This window comes from Burkholderia mycopellens, assembly GCF_964265025.1.
GTDB lineage: Bacteria > Pseudomonadota > Gammaproteobacteria > Burkholderiales > Burkholderiaceae > Burkholderia.
This window is the reverse complement of sequence record NZ_OZ183803.1, coordinates 2,448,579-2,463,799: the sequence shown is the minus strand read 5'-3', so window position 1 is coordinate 2,463,799 and position 15,221 is coordinate 2,448,579. Positions and strand designations below refer to the sequence as shown.

The 15,221-nt window shown below is 60.0% G+C and carries 10 protein-coding genes; all 10 read left to right on the top strand.

Going from position 1 to position 15,221, the window contains the following annotated elements; genetic code table 11:
* The first annotated feature begins 237 nt into the window (after nucleotides 1-237).
* Nucleotides 238-750: a type VI secretion system contractile sheath small subunit gene (gene tssB / locus ACPTTC_RS29250; RefSeq protein ID WP_175965841.1), complete on the top strand. Its 513-nt coding sequence runs from the start codon at nucleotides 238-240 to the stop codon at nucleotides 748-750.
* A gap of 73 nt (nucleotides 751-823) precedes the next feature.
* A complete protein-coding gene (gene tssC / locus ACPTTC_RS29245) occupies nucleotides 824-2,374 on the top strand; it encodes a type VI secretion system contractile sheath large subunit (RefSeq protein WP_423394964.1) in 1,551 nt (516 codons plus the stop codon).
* An 80-nt stretch (nucleotides 2,375-2,454) separates the two neighbouring features.
* Nucleotides 2,455-4,794, top strand: coding sequence for a type VI secretion system Vgr family protein (locus tag ACPTTC_RS29240; protein WP_423394963.1), 2,340 nt, complete (start codon nucleotides 2,455-2,457; stop codon nucleotides 4,792-4,794).
* A gap of 8 nt (nucleotides 4,795-4,802) precedes the next feature.
* On the top strand, nucleotides 4,803-7,256 hold the full coding sequence (locus ACPTTC_RS29235) for a glycosyl hydrolase 108 family protein (protein WP_423394962.1): 2,454 nt from the start codon (nucleotides 4,803-4,805) through the stop codon (nucleotides 7,254-7,256).
* Nucleotides 7,238-7,702, top strand: coding sequence for a hypothetical protein (locus tag ACPTTC_RS29230; RefSeq protein ID WP_423394961.1), 465 nt, complete (start codon nucleotides 7,238-7,240; stop codon nucleotides 7,700-7,702). The genes ACPTTC_RS29235 and ACPTTC_RS29230 overlap by 19 nt, the downstream gene beginning before the upstream one ends.
* Before the next feature lie 162 nt (nucleotides 7,703-7,864).
* Nucleotides 7,865-8,302, top strand: a complete 438-nt coding sequence (locus ACPTTC_RS29225) for a hypothetical protein (protein WP_423394960.1) — start codon at nucleotides 7,865-7,867, stop codon at nucleotides 8,300-8,302.
* A 19-nt stretch (nucleotides 8,303-8,321) separates the two neighbouring features.
* Complete coding sequence (locus ACPTTC_RS29220; RefSeq protein WP_423394959.1) at nucleotides 8,322-8,579, top strand: PAAR domain-containing protein; 258 nt, start codon at nucleotides 8,322-8,324, stop codon at nucleotides 8,577-8,579.
* Nucleotides 8,580-8,645: 66 nt separating this feature from the next.
* Entirely contained in the window at nucleotides 8,646-9,821 is a 1,176-nt protein-coding gene (locus tag ACPTTC_RS29215; RefSeq protein WP_423394958.1) for a hypothetical protein, read from the top strand.
* Entirely contained in the window at nucleotides 9,818-13,636 is a 3,819-nt protein-coding gene (locus ACPTTC_RS29210; protein ID WP_423394957.1) for an ImcF-related family protein, read from the top strand. The genes ACPTTC_RS29215 and ACPTTC_RS29210 overlap by 4 nt, the downstream gene beginning before the upstream one ends.
* Nucleotides 13,633-15,216 (top strand): type VI secretion system protein TssA, encoded by a 1,584-nt coding sequence (gene tssA, locus ACPTTC_RS29205; protein WP_423394956.1) that lies wholly within the window; start codon nucleotides 13,633-13,635, stop codon nucleotides 15,214-15,216. Before ACPTTC_RS29210 ends, tssA begins: the two co-directional genes overlap by 4 nt.
* Nucleotides 15,217-15,221 lie beyond the last annotated feature (5 nt).

Here is a 15,221-nt window from a genome sequence, read left to right as displayed (position 1 = left end):
TATTCTGGTGGTTGTATTTTTGGTTAATGATCGATTTTAAATTTTGGTGGTTTACTTCATGTGAAATGGCGTGATATTTTTTGCCGCCTGAATCGGATGTCGTGCCGCAAATATCCGATTCGGTCGTCCGTCAATACGTGTTGCGGGGTTGAGCAAAGGTGACGTGAACGACGGTGCACCTGCGATTGCGGGTGCACATCGCGGCGTCTTCAAGCTTCCTGAGATAAGGAGAACGAATTGGATAGCTTTCAGCGAGAGATCCCGAAGAGCCGGGTGTCGATCACCCTTGATCTGCATACGGGCGGGGCGCAAAAGAAGGTCGAGCTACCGCTGAAGCTGCTGGTGGCGGGCGACTTCAGCGCCGGTCGCGAGCAGGCGCCGCTGGCCGAGCGGAAGAAAGTGAACATCGACAAGAACAACTTCGATGCCGTGCTGGCCGACTACGCACCGGATCTCAGGATCGCTGCGGACAACACGCTGGCCGGCGACGGTTCGGAGCTGCCCGTCAACCTGTCGTTCCGGTCGATCAAGGATTTCGAGCCCGAGCGGGTGGCGCGCCAGATTCCCGAGCTTCAGGCGCTGCTCGCGATGCGCAATCTGTTGCGCGACTTGAAATCAAACCTGCTCGACAACGGCACGTTCCGTCGCGAGTTCGAGAAGGTGCTGAAGGACGACCGCCTGTCCGCGAAGCTCCGTGGCGAACTTGCGCAGATCGCGACCGCCGCGACGCAGCCGGAAGGGCATGCGTGAACGACGCCAGGCAAAGCGCGCGTTCAGCGCATTCCGCAACATCGTAGCGATTCGATCGCAGACAGGATCCGACATGAAATCCACTGACACGCAGCAAACTGGCGCGACCGAGACCGTCGTGCTGGACGCCCCGCACGGGGATATCGACAGCGTCTATGCATCGCTGTGCAGCAAGATCAACCTGAAACCCGTCAACGAAGCGCGCCCGCTCGAGGCGTTCCGGGACAACGACATGCTGTCCGAGGCGTCGGCCGACGAGCGTATCGCGCGCGGGATGGGCGCGTTCCTCGAGTTGGTCGTGAACGCGCGCCAGCCGGTCGACCGGCTGGACAAGTCGCTGCTCGACTTTCATATCGGCCAGATCGACCGGCAGATCGGCCGCCAGCTCGATGCGGTGATGCATACGCAGGAATTCCAGGCGCTCGAAGCGCGCTGGCGTGGCCTGAAGATGCTCGTGAGCCGTACCGATTTCCGCAAGAACGCGCGAATCGAGGTGCTGGACGTGTCGAAGGAGGCGCTGCAGCGCGACTTCGAGGACACGCCTGAACTGATCCAGAGCGGCTTGTATCGCTTGACGTACATCGAGGAATACGACACACCGGGCGGCCAGCCGATCAGCGCGATGATCAGCGACTTCGAGTTTGCGAATTCGCCGATGGATGTCGCGCTGCTGCGCAATATTTCGAAGGTGGCGGCCGCGGCGCACATGCCGTTCATCGGCTCGGTCGGGCCGGCGTTCTTCGGCAAGCAGTCGATGGAGGAAGTGGCCGCGATCCAGGACATCGGCAACTACTTCGATCGCGCCGAATACATCAAGTGGAAGAGCTTCCGCGATACCGACGATGCCCGCTACGTCGGTCTGACGATGCCGCGCGTACTCGGCCGCCTGCCGTACGGCAAGGATACGGCGCCGGTGCGGGCGTTCAACTACGAGGAAGCCGTCAAGGGCCCCGATCACGACAAGTACCTGTGGATGACCGCGTCGTTCGCGTTCGCTGCGAACATGGTGCGCAGCTTCGTCAGCAATGGCTGGTGCGTGCAGATTCGCGGGCCGCAGGCGGGCGGCAAGGTCGAGGATCTGCCGGTTCACCTGTATGACCTCGGTACTGGTTACCAGCCGAAGATTCCGACCGAGGTGCTGATCCCGGAAACGCGCGAATTCGAGTTCGCGAATCTCGGCTTCATCCCGTTGTCGTTCTACAAGAATCACGACTTCGCGTGCTTCTTCTCCGCGAGCTCGGCGCAGAAGCCTGCGCTGTACGAGACCAAGGAAGCCACGGCGAACAGCCGGATCAACGCGCGGCTGCCGTACATCTTCCTGCTGTCGCGTATCGCGCACTACCTGAAGCTGATTCAGCGCGAGAACATCGGCACGACCAAGGATCGCCGTCTGCTCGAACTCGAACTGAACGGCTGGATCAAGGGGCTCGTGACCGAAATGAAGGATCCGGGCGACGAGTTGCAGGCGTCGCACCCGCTGCGCGACGCGAAGGTAACGGTCGAGGACATCGACGACAACCCGGGTTTCTTCCGGATCAAGCTGTTCATCGTGCCGCACTTCCAGGTCGAAGGGATGGATATCGGGCTGTCGCTCGTGTCGCAAATGCCGAAGGCCAAGAACTGATCCGACGTTTGTGCGCGAGCCGCCGGGGCGTCGATGGTTGTCCCGGCGGCGCAGCGCGTGTTGCGCAACCGGGAGAATCCATGTCGATGATTTTGCCTACGCAGGCTTATGAATTGAAGCTGGCGCCGCATCCGGCGCCGTTCTCGATCCTGAAGTTCACCGGGCTGGACCGCGTGAGCCAGCTTTATCGGTACGAGATCGAATTCACGAGCCCGGCGGCGGGGATTCCGATGGACCAGGTGCTGGGCCGGCCCGCGAAGTTCAGTGCCGATCCGGTCGATCCGAACATGGATTACCTGCGGAAGATGTTCGGGGAGAACGCGGCGCAGTTCAGTGCGAAGCCTGCGGCGTATACGGTTCACGGCGTGATCACGCAGTTCGACGAGTTGGAGACGTCGGCGGATGAAACGCGCTACCGGGTCGTGCTCGAGCCGACGCTGGCCGATCTCGACCGTGGTGTGACCAGCCGGCTGTTTCAGAAGCAGTCGGTCGAGGAGATCGTGACCGATACGCTGCGGCATTACGGGTATCGCGCGGGTGTCGATTTCAGGTTTCAGTTACGCGGGCAGTACAAGCGTCGCGAGTACGTGACGCAGTATCACGAGACGACGTTCGCGTTCATCCGGCGCATTTGCGCGGAAGAGGGGATCTGGTTTCGCTGGGAGCAGAAGAAGGATCGCGCCGTGGTCGTGTTCGGCGACGATCTGGATGCGTATGCGCGCAAGCAGCGCACGGTGCCGTATCGACGTGACTCGGGGCTGGAAAGCGTCGGCGCCGATTCGATCAAGACACTCGGGCGCGAGACGAAGCGTGTGCCGGAGGCGGTGCGGCTGCATGACTACAACCATCGGCAGGCCGAGGTGTCGTTGCTGGTCGAGGAAAACACGGCGCGCGACGACAAGACGACGAACGCCATCGATTATCGCTGGGGCGAGCATTACGAGACACCCGAAGAGGGCAAGCGGGTTGCCCGGTTGCGGCACGAAGCCTATCTGGCCGAGCAGATTACGTTCAAGGGGGCGGGCAATCCGTTCTGGCTCGAAGCCGGCGAGGTGATGCGGGTCGAACCGAGTCAGGTCGATGCGAAGCACGGGATTTTCGTGACGTCGGTGGAGTCGCGTGGCGGGCGCAGTGACGCATATTGGGTGGCGTTCGAGGGGATTCCGTCGAATCGCGTGTGGCGTACGCCAATGGCTTCCGTTTCGCGGCCGGTCGTTGACGGGATTCTGCCGGCGCGGATTACGTCGCCGGGGAACTACAAGTACGCGTATCTGACCGAGCAGGGCTGGTACGTGATCAAGCTGCCGTTCGATCTCGACGAATGGAGCCCGGGTGGGACGAGCCGGCCGGTGCGGTTTGCGAAGCCTTATAGCGGCGACAACTACGGGCATCATTTTCCGCTGATCGACGGGGCTGAGGTGGCCATTGTCCATACGGACGGCGATCCAAATCGGCCGGTGATTATCGGGGCGATGCACGACAGCCTGCATCCGGATCTGGTCAACAACCTGAACCATACGCGGAATCTGATTCGTACGGCTGCGCGGAATGAGTTGCGGATGGAGGATAAGGAAAGCAACGAGCATGTCCATCTGATAACGCCGTTTCGGGCTAGCCAGCTGAATCTGGGCTTCATGGTGGACACCGATCGCAAGGCGCGCGGAAACGGTGCCGAACTCGCCACCGCCGGTCACGCGTCGATTAGGGCAGCAGACGGCGTGCTCATATCGGCCGAGGCACAACCAGGTGCGGCCGGCGAGCAGCTTGCCATGCAGAATGCGGACGCGACGTTCGCGCAGGCCGAAGAAATTCTGCGTTCGCTCAATGACACCGCGAATGCGGCCAAGGCACTCCAGGCTGAGGCTAACCAGCAACGCGTGCTGATCGGGCAGAAGCTTAGCCGGCTCCAGAAGCCTGTCATTGTTGCGAGTGCGCCAGAAGGTGTTGGCATCGCCAGTGGGCAGCACGTTCAGATTGCTGCGCGCAAACAGATGTTTGTCACGACCGGCGAAGGGCTCGACATTGGCGTGATGAAACGCATGACGGTGGCGGCCGGCGAAGCGATTTCGTTCCTTGCGGCAAAGTTCGGAATCAGGCTCTTCGCAGCAAAGGGCAAGGTACAGATTCAGGCACAAGGCGACGGCATGGAACTGATGGCAATGCAGGACATGCTGATGAGCTCGTCGGACGGCGAAGTCACGATAACGGGTCGAAAGGGCGTCACGATTGGCGACGGCGCGGGCGCTTACATCAAGCTGGCAGGCGGAAGGATCATTCTCGGGAGTCCTGCGGGCGAGATCGAATTGAAAGGCAACTTGACCGTTAACGACGCCGCCGGCGGCAGTTTCAAATTCCCGACCTGGTCCACGGTGCCGCTCAACGACGTGAAGAACGCATTGAATTTCGGATTTTCGGAGTAAGCCCGACCATGGCGACCAAAGCCGCACCGAAGAAATCACCGACGCCGCCGCAGCCTGCCAAAGCTGGATTGAAGCAATTGTCGTTTGCGTTTCCGTTTTTGCGCAAAGGGCAAGGTCAGTCCGAGGCATCCACTCGATTCACCAACGAGCACGATATTTATCGATTGCTGGCCGAGCGTGAGTCGTCCGGTACCTATCTCGCGAGCAGTAACGGCATGTGGCATGGCGGCATTCATGTCACGGAGGCAGGTGCCGGACAGGCCTTGGACCTCGATGCGGGATTGCGGTGCATTGCCGATGGCATGTTGATCGCGTTTCGCGCCAACAAGACTTATCCGGTCAGCGAGGTTGCAACGGCAGATGGCGGATTGCCTTACGAGGCGCCGTATAGCACGGCCTTTGCGCTGGTGCGACACACGATGGAGTTCCCACGGGACACGAAGCTGACGTTTTACAGCTTGTACATGCATCTGATGTCCTGGGATGACTACGCAAACTTCCCAAAGCGGGAAAAGCCGTCGTATTGGCCGCGGCAATGGCGGGTGACGCAGTATGCGCAGGACAAGCAAGCGTCAGGCCGAAGCGGGCAGGTTGCCGATCCTGCACAGCAGGGACTGCGTATTCGCAAGACCCCAGGCGGTAGTCCCATCGCGATCCTGCCGCAAGGCGCCAACGTCGGCATCGGGAAGATCGAGACGAAGAATGGAAAGCCGTGGGGACAGTTAACCGACCTTCATGGGACATCACTGTATCCACAGAAAGCCGGTGAATACGTCGAGCCGTCGAGTGCGATCGGCAAGTGGGTCTTTCTCGGCCAGGAAAACGGTGGTCCGGTTGCCGAAGAGACGGTCGAAGACTCCATATTTGATCGGGTTGTCGTGACGACGGGCCAAGGTACGCCAGGTGATGCGTCCGGAATTCCAGTCAAGGCAGGAGACCTGATTGGACACCTCGGCCGCTATGACTCGCTGAACCAATGCACGTCCGGAACCAGGCTGGCGCACATCGAAGTCTTCTGCGATGACAGCATTCAGTCGTCCCTCGAAAAAGGACGTGCATGGGTCGATCAACACGGCCCGAACAAAGAGGACTGGGTGGCACTGGGCCTGCCATCCGAGCCGACGATCCTGCGGATCGCGCCGGACACGGTGCTGTATCAACGTACTCAAGACAAGAAAAAATTTGTCCCGGGTATTGACCCACAGTCGAGAAAGACGGGTGCCGTTCAGGTGTATTCGCTTGCTGAACTGGCGCGGGACCCGAATCGACGAGTCGCCGAGCCGCGTCCGAATCCTGATCCGGGTTATCCGGTGAACTGGTGGCATGTTGACGGTGTGAATGCACAAGGTCAGCCGATTGACGGCTGGGTGTGCGACTTCAACCACCCGGGCGGTCGGGTGACGCGGGAATTCGCACAGAAGTGGGTTGATTTCGAATGCCTTGCGGATGCTCATGATCCGGCGCATACGATCTTTGCGACAACACAGGCGTGGGTTGACTATGCGAGCGGCGCCAATGTTGATGACCTTGCTTCGCGTTCGAAGCTCAGTCCGTTGATGCTTAAGGTGTATGACGCTCTGTTTACGGAAGGTGATGGTAAGCGAGCAGCTGATGAATTATGCACGCTGTCGCGGACCGAGCGTGGTGGGTATCCGTGGGTGATACAGGCGGCGTCTCGGTTGATCGTCAAGCATGAGAGCGAGTGGGCGAATCCGTCGAAATGGAAGCAGATGATCGCCGAGTTGGAAAAGCAGACGGGGCCGAAGCTGCAGCACGGAGCAGAACAAAAGCGGATCGAAGCGCTCGCGTGGTGGGCCGATGTGAAAGCCGGTGTTGTGGATTTTCCGGGTGAGGATGTTTGCCATATTAATGCAATTGGACTCATAGCAAACTTCACACTTGAATGTGACTGTAAAACACGTTTTGAAAAAATATCAAAGATAGTTCTTTTCAACGAGGGTGGATTTGTGAATGATCCAAATGACTCTGGAGGTGCTACAAACAAAGGTATCGCGTGGGCTACTTGGAAAGCATACGCCGAAGAAGATGTCGGCGTGGAGCCGACGTTGGAAAATCTGAAAGCACTGACCGATGACCAGGCTAAGGTGATATACCTGAAGCGATACTGGGAGCCTCGCGGTTTTTGCAAGATATTAAATGAAAAAACTGCCCTGAATATATACGACTGGACGATAACATCTGGCCAAGCCATTAGAAAAATCCAGGAACTTCTCACCTCGGATTATTCCGTTGAAATTGCGCACAATAATGTGATGTCGAAGTTATTTATTGACAGCATTAATTCAATTGAAAATCAAGATGATCTTGTGCAAAAAATCGGAGTGGTACGGAAGCAATATTATACGTACCTTGCACACGATAGAAAAGGGAAGCCGAACAAGAATTACAAATTTTTGGATGGATGGACAAAACGAACTGATAGATGCTTGGGCTACAAATGATCAATATCGTAGGTTGGGTTAAGGGTCTAATTTTAGGGTGCGTGTTCGTTGTGGTTTCGGCCAGTGGGTATGCGTCTCCCATGGATTGTTTTGTCGGTGAGTGGGATTGGAGTAATTCATCTGGCACCATGACGTTCTCAATTGATCTAAAAAAACAGGGGGGGAGAATTTATGGGCAGTATTGTGCGGTCGCGCAAAACGGAAATAAGATCGACTGCGATGACGAAGAAAGTCCAAATATTGATGGGGTTATTGGTGGTGATGGTAAGTCGGCTGTCGTAAATTTCAATTCATTTTTTGGTGCGAAGAATGGAGAGGCTTTCCTGAGAATGGTTGGTGGGCGTCTAATTTGGCATGTTGTTAGAAATCCAAGTGAAGGGGAGTTCTATGCTCCTAAAGATGCCATTTTGGTGCCGCATCAATTTATGATGAAGAAGGCAAAGTGAAAATGTCTCATGTGAAGACTGCTCAGCTGGTCATGCCTGTTTGGTTGGAAATAATGATCGGCATGGCCGCTGCAATCATGTGGTGATTTTCTTGATTTTTCGGTAGGGTAATTTATGAGGATTTGTCGATTTGTTGCGGCTTCAATAATTGGAATTACTTCGATGGTGGTCGCGCGCGCCGAAGGATTGTGCGCCACAAAAGAAGTGGCAATATTCAACTGCGAACTTGAAAAATCTGTTTCGTCACTATGTAAATCAAAAGAGAGTGGAGCCCTGATTTATCGAAGTGGAGTTGATGGAAAGGTGGGCTTGCGGATCCCGGGTGGCAAAGAAGATGCGAGAGATTTTTTCTTCTTGTCATATGCTCCTTATGCGGGGGGTGGGGAAACGCATATTCGATTTTATTGGCTTGGATACACATACTATTTGTACGACAAGGTCACTAAGGTTGACGATGGTCCGGCGCTTTATTCTGGAATTGTGATGTATAAAGGGAAGGAGAGAATTTCCAATATTTCGTGTGAAAACGATGCATCGATACGTGCAATCGCATATCAATCAATTGCTAGGGAAACGTACCGGTCAATTAGCACTCGGTAATCAAATCAGGGGGGGCATAGTGAAAAATCTCGCATACGAAGGCGACACAACGAGCCACGGCGGCAAGACCCCGACCGGCTCGGATCACATCAAGGTAAAGGAGCGCCGGGCCGCCCGTGTGGGTGACAAAGTCTCGTGCCCGATTCACGGCGACAACGAAATCGTCGAAGGCAGCGGCAGGATGAAGGATGGCACCACGCTGCTATCGCGCGACGGCGATCACACGCGGTGTGGGGCGGTGCTCATCGCCTCGTCCACCGGAGCGCAGGTCAGGTAAGCGATGCCCGTCGATTTCAATCGCGTGCCGCCGCGAGTGGATGTACCACCTCCGCCTCGGGTCTCAATGATCGTCTGGATACCCCTGCTGGTGCTTGTCATGGCGGCCGGGGCTGGGCTGGCGATCACATTTTGGCCGACGGACCGCCTGACGAATACGCCGTGGTTCTGGCTTTGTGTCGTTGGTTATCCCTTCCTGGTCTGGACTTTCCTGCTATTCGCGTGGCTCGCGTATGGCTACACCCGTCGCAATCAGGCGATTGCGACCAACCGCGTGAGTGATGAGGCCGAGCAGTCATGTCACGCGATGTCGAGCAGACCGCTTGCGATACTCGGCCATGCATGGTGCTTCGACGCGAACGATTCGGAAAACTCGCTTGAACGAATACTGACGGGAACTGAGCTGGCGAAGCTTCGGCCGAGCGGCGCGGTCGCGGATAGCGAGGTCAATGCACGTTGGCTCGACATCCCGGAGATGCATTTTCATCCGGGTAACGAACTCACTGAACATGCTCGGCATCATGCCGTGTGTACGTGGCTGCTCGAACGCTTGATAGACCGCCTCCTGCCACAGCTCAATGCGCTCCCACCGCGAACGAAGCTTCAGATCGAGCTTCATCATCGATCCAGGCTGAAATCCGAGGTTTTCGAGACCCGACTACGGGCGGTGCTCACTGAACGAGTGCCTGCATTGAAGGTGGACATCACATCGGGTGAACACCTGATTTCGCTCTTCCGAACGGACGCGTGGCTGGACAAGCGAGCCGTCGATACGGTCCACCTGCTGGTTGCCGTTGAGCTTCGCGATGCAATCAGTTCCGTCCTGTCCGATGGCGTTGCAGAGGCGGGTGTCGCGCTGCTCGTCGGACACCCGCGCCTTGAGTCATCGGCCATGCCAGCCGGGTTGCGATTGCATCGCCCCGCCCGAGGCCCGTTCGATACCGCCGCCCGGACGCTTGAGCTTGCCGCGCGCTGGGGACAGACCTCGCGCGACTGTCTGCGCACAGTGTGGACGCATGGCCTGTCCGGCGACAGAGTCAGTGCAGTTCGGCAAGCCGCGTCGTTTCCCGACGAGACGCGATGGATCTCGCTCGAAACGTCGGTGGGCGACTGTTCCGGCGCAGGGCCGTGGTTGGCTGCTGTCCTTGCTGCAGAAAGTGCCCGGACAACGGGCGACCCGCAACTAGTAATGTGTGGCGAAGGTGAAGAACTGATCGCCCTCATGTGCAGAAAGCAGACATGAACGATAACAAGAACGACAACAAGACCCTGCCAGCAGGCCTCTTCATAGGCGTCGCGGCAGTGATCGTCTTCCTTGCGCTCGGTAGCGCGGTATGGATGGAGGGGCCCCGCCACGGATGGTCGCGAGATACCCGGATCATCATCGAGCTTTCGCTAGCGGTGGGCTTGCTGATCGTGATCCTGCTGATCAAGCACGTCGAGTTTGTGCTGCTTTCGATCGCCTCACTGAGAGCATCCCGTTGGTTTGCTCGTTACGACGCCGGAAAACGCGCAGTGTCCGTCGATCACAACGATCAGGACGGTCCACCGGGGCCAGTTGACAGAGCTACGGCGCTGCGGAACCTCCTGCGTGACCGTCACGGCCGGCGTTGGCGCTATCGCGAACGATGGGTGCTCGTCGCCGGCGACCTGCCGCTGGTGAAGCGCTTGGCACCGGGACTTGCCGACACGGGGTACGTAATCAACGGCGATACGATTCTGCTGTACGCCGGGCAAACCCGCGACACGCTCGAGACGGAATGGCTCGATCAGATCCGCCGCCTGCGCCGGTACCAGCCGATTGACGCGATCGTTGCGGTGACACGTAACCGCAGTTCGGCGGACGTATCGTTCGACGTCGATGGCGTTAGCCGGCAACTGGCGCTTCACGCGCGTGCCCTGCGCTGGGCGGCGCCCGCATATCTGCTCGACGCCACCGATTTCGGCAGCATGACGTCGAGCCCGGATGAAGCAATCGGCTTTACCTGGTCGAACGCGTGCTTGAACTCAGACGATATCGATTCGTCGTTGCAGGATCTCACCTACGACCTGGCAGGCACGGGGGTTGTACGCCTCACCAGAGACGCACGCGATCGCTATCCCCTCGAGCTGTCGCAGCATATTGCCAATCTGCGCGCTGCGTTGACGGGGCTCGTGTTGAAAGCTAACCAATCCCGTACCTGGAAACATGGGGTTCACGGCCTACTGTTCGCGCCATTGTTCAAGGAGCGCGAACCGGGGCTGCCGTTATCAAGCGATACGAACGACGACGACTCGCCAACCGGTCCCCAACACCGAACGATCTGGCAAACCGTCGCCGATCACAGCCGCAAGGTTCATGGTCGCCGCGTCGGCTTCTCGTTGTCGACCACGGCGGCGTGGATGGCGACTGCCGTAACCGGCTGCTGGCTCGCCGGCACGATGCTGTCCGGCTTCGTCAACCGCGCGACGATAGGAAGTGCCGCAGATACGGTCGTGAATCTCAAGGAAGCCCGGGACCCGACACAGTCCCTGCAGACGCTTACCCATCTTGAACGACAGATCGACACACTTGAAATCCACCAGCGCAACCGGGCACCGCTGAGTGCCCGCTTCGGCCTGAATCGCGACCACGCATTGCTCGATGCCCTCTGGCCGCACTATGCCGATGCGGCGAACCGCATTCTCGTCGGCCCGATTCGCCGGCAGCTCGAGGCCCGACTGCATCAACTGGCATCGCTATCCGACGCAGAAATCGCCAGCGGCGGCGATACGCAAGTACAGGCCGCATACGACACGCTCAAGACCTATCTGATGCTCGCGAAACCGGAGCGCGCGGTGGCTGCATTCCTGACGCCTCAGCTCGTCGCGACGTCCATGCCGGCGCGCCCCATCAATTCATCGTTGTCGCCAGGCAGATGGGAGGACTTGCGGCTGCAAGCCATTACATTCTTCACGAACCATCTGGGACCCGGTGCGAAGTCAACGGCGGCTGCGTTGGCAATCGTTCCGGACAGTACGTTGATCGCGGCGACTCGCCAGACGGTGATCGGCGTTCGGGGCATTCAGAATTCGCGGGACGCGGTCTACCAGCAGATCCTCGACGAAGCGACGCCGAAGTACCCACCGGTATCGCTTGCCACGCTGCTGGGTGACGCGACATCCCAGGCCGGTACAGGCGGCGCGACAAGCCGCGGCTTGTTCAACACGACCATGACCATACCGGGCGTATTCACGCGCGCGGCATGGGACGAACGGATCGCCAAGACCATCGACGATGCCGGCGAGCAACACGACGTGTCGAGCGACTGGGTGCTTTCCGATACCAAGGCCGCCGGTCAGTCCTCGTCGACCCTAAAGGACGAACTGCGCCAACGCTATTTCGACGACTATGCGCGAGCCTGGGCACAGTTCCTCAACAGCGTGCGCTGGCAACCGGCGCCGACGCTTTCCGCCACGGCCGATCAACTGACGTTGCTGGGCGATCCGCAACGTTCACCGCTCGTCGCGCTGATGAATGCGATCGTCTATCAGGCGGGCACGGGCGCCAACACGCAGTCGCTGTCCGACACGCTGATCAGCAAGGCGCAGCAGCTCGTCGGTGCGGACGAAAAGGATCCGTCGAAGCAGGTCAAGCCGCAGCTCGCACCGCTGGCGGGCGCGTTCGGCCCGATCCTGCGTCTGACCGGCAGCGATCTCGTCTCCGTTGCGCCGGCCAACGGTCAAACCGCCGCCGCGCAAATGGCCGCGACCGGTGACCTGAGCCTCGCCCGATATCTGGAGCGCATCACGGCCATGCGCCTGAAGACTTCGCAGATTGTCTCCAGCGCCGATCCGGACGCGGTTGCGCGACTGGCCGCCCAGTCGGTGTTGCAGGGCAAGACATCCGACATCGCCGATAGCCGCGACTATGCGAGCCGGGTCGCCGCGAGCCTCGGCGAGCAGTGGTCCGGCTTCGGCGCACTGTTCCGCGCGCCGTTCGACCAGGCATGGCAGGTCGTCGTGCAGCCGGCCGCGTCGAGCCTGAACGAGATCTGGCGCGCGGCGATCGTGGCCGACTGGAACAAGTCGTTCAGCGGCCGCTACCCGTTCGCGGATTCGGACAACGACGCGTCGCTGCCCGAAATGGCGCGCTTCATGCGGCCCGATGGCGGCGTGATCACGCAATTCGTGACGACGCAGCTCGCCGGCGTCATCGAGCGGCACGGCGACCGCTGGGTGCCCGCACAAGGCACCGATTCCGGTGCGCTGACGATCGATCCCGGCTTCCTGAACGGATTGAACAAACTCACGCGTATTTCGACGGTGCTGTTCCCGTCCGGCGATGCGCGCGTGCGCTACGAGTTGCAGGCGGTCCCGACGCCGGGCGTTACCGACATGCGATTCGTGTTGTCCGGCCGTGAATTGCGCTACTTCAACCAGAAGCAGGAATGGACACCGTTCGAATGGCCCGGCCAGTCGCTCGAAAACCTGTCGCATATCGAATGGCAGACCGAGCAGGGCGGCTTGCGGACGGCGCTCGATTCGCAGGGGCGATTCGGACTGATTCGCCTGTTCGAGCGGGCGAAGGTCACGCAACAGGACAACGCACGCTACCTGCTGACCTGGGCCCCGGACACCAGCCAGGGCATCCCGCTGAAGGTGCAACTGCGCAGCGACGCGGGTGCGGGCCCGCTCGACGTTCTCCAGTTGCGCAACTTCGTGCTGCCTGCACGGATTTTCATGACCGGGGCGGCGAGCGCCGGGCCGAAGGTGTCGACGGCCAGTCCGCCGCCGTTGCCGGCCGCGGCGATTGACGCGGCCAGGCACGCCGCCGTGCCATTGCCGCCAGGGCTGCCGGGCGCGATGACGTGGCCGGATGAAGCGATGCCGGTGGAGGCCGAAAAGGTATCCCGTCAGACGACCGCGATAGCGGAGGCGCGACCGAGCGCAACCGGCGAGAAACCACCAAAGAGCGATCCGCGGATGGCACTGTCCTTGCTGGCGACGGCTTCGGCATCTTCCGACGCCTCCATCAAACCGTTCGGACACGCCCTCCGTTTGCTGGGTGACGCATTTGCATTCCGGGACCTGCCATGACGCTTGCCAATTTCGTCAAGACACTCGTCGGCGGTCCTCGCGTCGATTCGCTGCAGGCGTCCCGACGGGCTACCTGGGCCGCATGGCTGGTCCCGATACCCGGGGAGCAAGCATGCGGCCGCGATCCCGGTTACGAGGATGCGTTCTTCGAACTGAAGGACGAGGCAAACAAGCTGTCGGGAATCGACGACGCGCGGATCGTCCGCACCTGCGAGCAGTTGCTCAAGGAAACCGGGAAGGATCTGCGTCTGGCTGGCTACTACACATTTGCGAGATTACGGCAGGACGGTCCGGCAGGCTTTAGCGACGGAATCGAACTGACTGCTTCACTCATCGACCGGTTCGGCGAGGCCGTGCTGCCCGCGCGGGCCGAGGCGAAGCGGGCGGCGCTGGAAATGCTGGCGACTTCGCGCATGATCGAGACGCTGGACAGCCGCGGCGACTTCGCGCCAGCCGATCTCGAACGTGCGCTTGCTGCACTCGACGTGCTCGTCGAACGAACGGGAAACTGGCCGGAAGCCGCGCGCCCGAATCTGCAGCCGCTGGGTGCCCGTTTCGAGCGCAAGGAGGAACCGGCTCGCGGCGCGAATCCGGGCGCGATCCCGCCGCAAAGGACTGCGCCGGTTCCCGTGTCGAACGGGGTGATCGCGTCGACGCGTGACCTGCTCGATCAGGCACGTTCGATGGCGGCGTGGTTGCGGGAGCGGGAAAACGGCTACTTGCCGTCGGTGCGCGTCGTGCGCAGCGTTCGCTGGGACACGTTGCATGACGTGCCGCCGTCGGATGCCGCGTTGCATACGCGTCTGGCGCCGCCGCGCGCCGAATTGCGCCAGCAGATGAAGCGTCTCGTGCTGCAGAAGCATTGGCACGAATTGCTCGAACGGGTCGAAGGTGCGTTCATGGAAGGCGTGAATCACCTGTGGTTCGACCTGCAGTACTTCCAGCACGTCGCGCTCGATCATGTCGGCACGCCGTACAGCGCGTGGCGCGAACTGCTGCGCGCCGACTTTGCGCTGTTTCTCGAACGACTGCCGGGCATCGAGCGGCTGGCATTCAGCGACGGCACGCCTTTCTCCGACGACACGACGCTCGAATGGATTACCCGGCACGCGGTCGTGCGCGACCTGGAGGCAGGCGAGACGGTTACGGCGTTGCCGGTTTCCGCCGATAGCGAAAGCGATGCCGCCGGCGACTGGCCGGAGATCGAAACCCAGGCTCGCGAACTGGCCGCGCGCGATGGCATCGAGACGGCCTTCGCATGGCTCGAAACGCTTCCGGGCATGAAGACCGACCGCCATCGTTACTTGCAGCGGTTCGTGATGGCTCGTCTGGCCGATCATGCCGGCCGGCCCGATACGTCGCTCGCGCTGCTGGCCGAACTTGACGCGTCCGCCCGGTCGCTGCCGTTGATGCGCTGGGAGCCGGCGCTGACGTTCGATGTCAAGCAGCAACTGATGAAAGCACTGAAGGCGATGAGCCACCGGAAGGATGCCGACAAGCCGGCGCTCGCGCGGCGCATCGCCGAACTGCAGGCGGAGCTGACCGTGCTCGATCCCGCCCGCGCATTGACCCTGTCATAACGGAT

Bases quoted from the DNA above. Each gene is read 5' to 3' on its own strand.
- ACPTTC_RS29235 (WP_423394962.1), top strand. From the start codon at position 4,803: ATGGCGACCAAAGCCGCACCGAAGAAATCACCGACGCCGCCGCAGCCT.
- ACPTTC_RS29230 (WP_423394961.1), top strand. From the start codon at position 7,238: ATGCTTGGGCTACAAATGATCAATATCGTAGGTTGGGTTAAGGGTCTA.
- ACPTTC_RS29225 (WP_423394960.1), top strand. From the start codon at position 7,865: ATGGTGGTCGCGCGCGCCGAAGGATTGTGCGCCACAAAAGAAGTGGCA.
- tssA (WP_423394956.1), top strand. From the start codon at position 13,633: ATGACGCTTGCCAATTTCGTCAAGACACTCGTCGGCGGTCCTCGCGTC.
- ACPTTC_RS29240 (WP_423394963.1), top strand. From the start codon at position 2,455: ATGTCGATGATTTTGCCTACGCAGGCTTATGAATTGAAGCTGGCGCCG.
- ACPTTC_RS29210 (WP_423394957.1), top strand. From the start codon at position 9,818: ATGAACGATAACAAGAACGACAACAAGACCCTGCCAGCAGGCCTCTTC.
- tssC (WP_423394964.1), top strand. From the start codon at position 824: ATGAAATCCACTGACACGCAGCAAACTGGCGCGACCGAGACCGTCGTG.
- ACPTTC_RS29215 (WP_423394958.1), top strand. From the start codon at position 8,646: ATGATCGTCTGGATACCCCTGCTGGTGCTTGTCATGGCGGCCGGGGCT.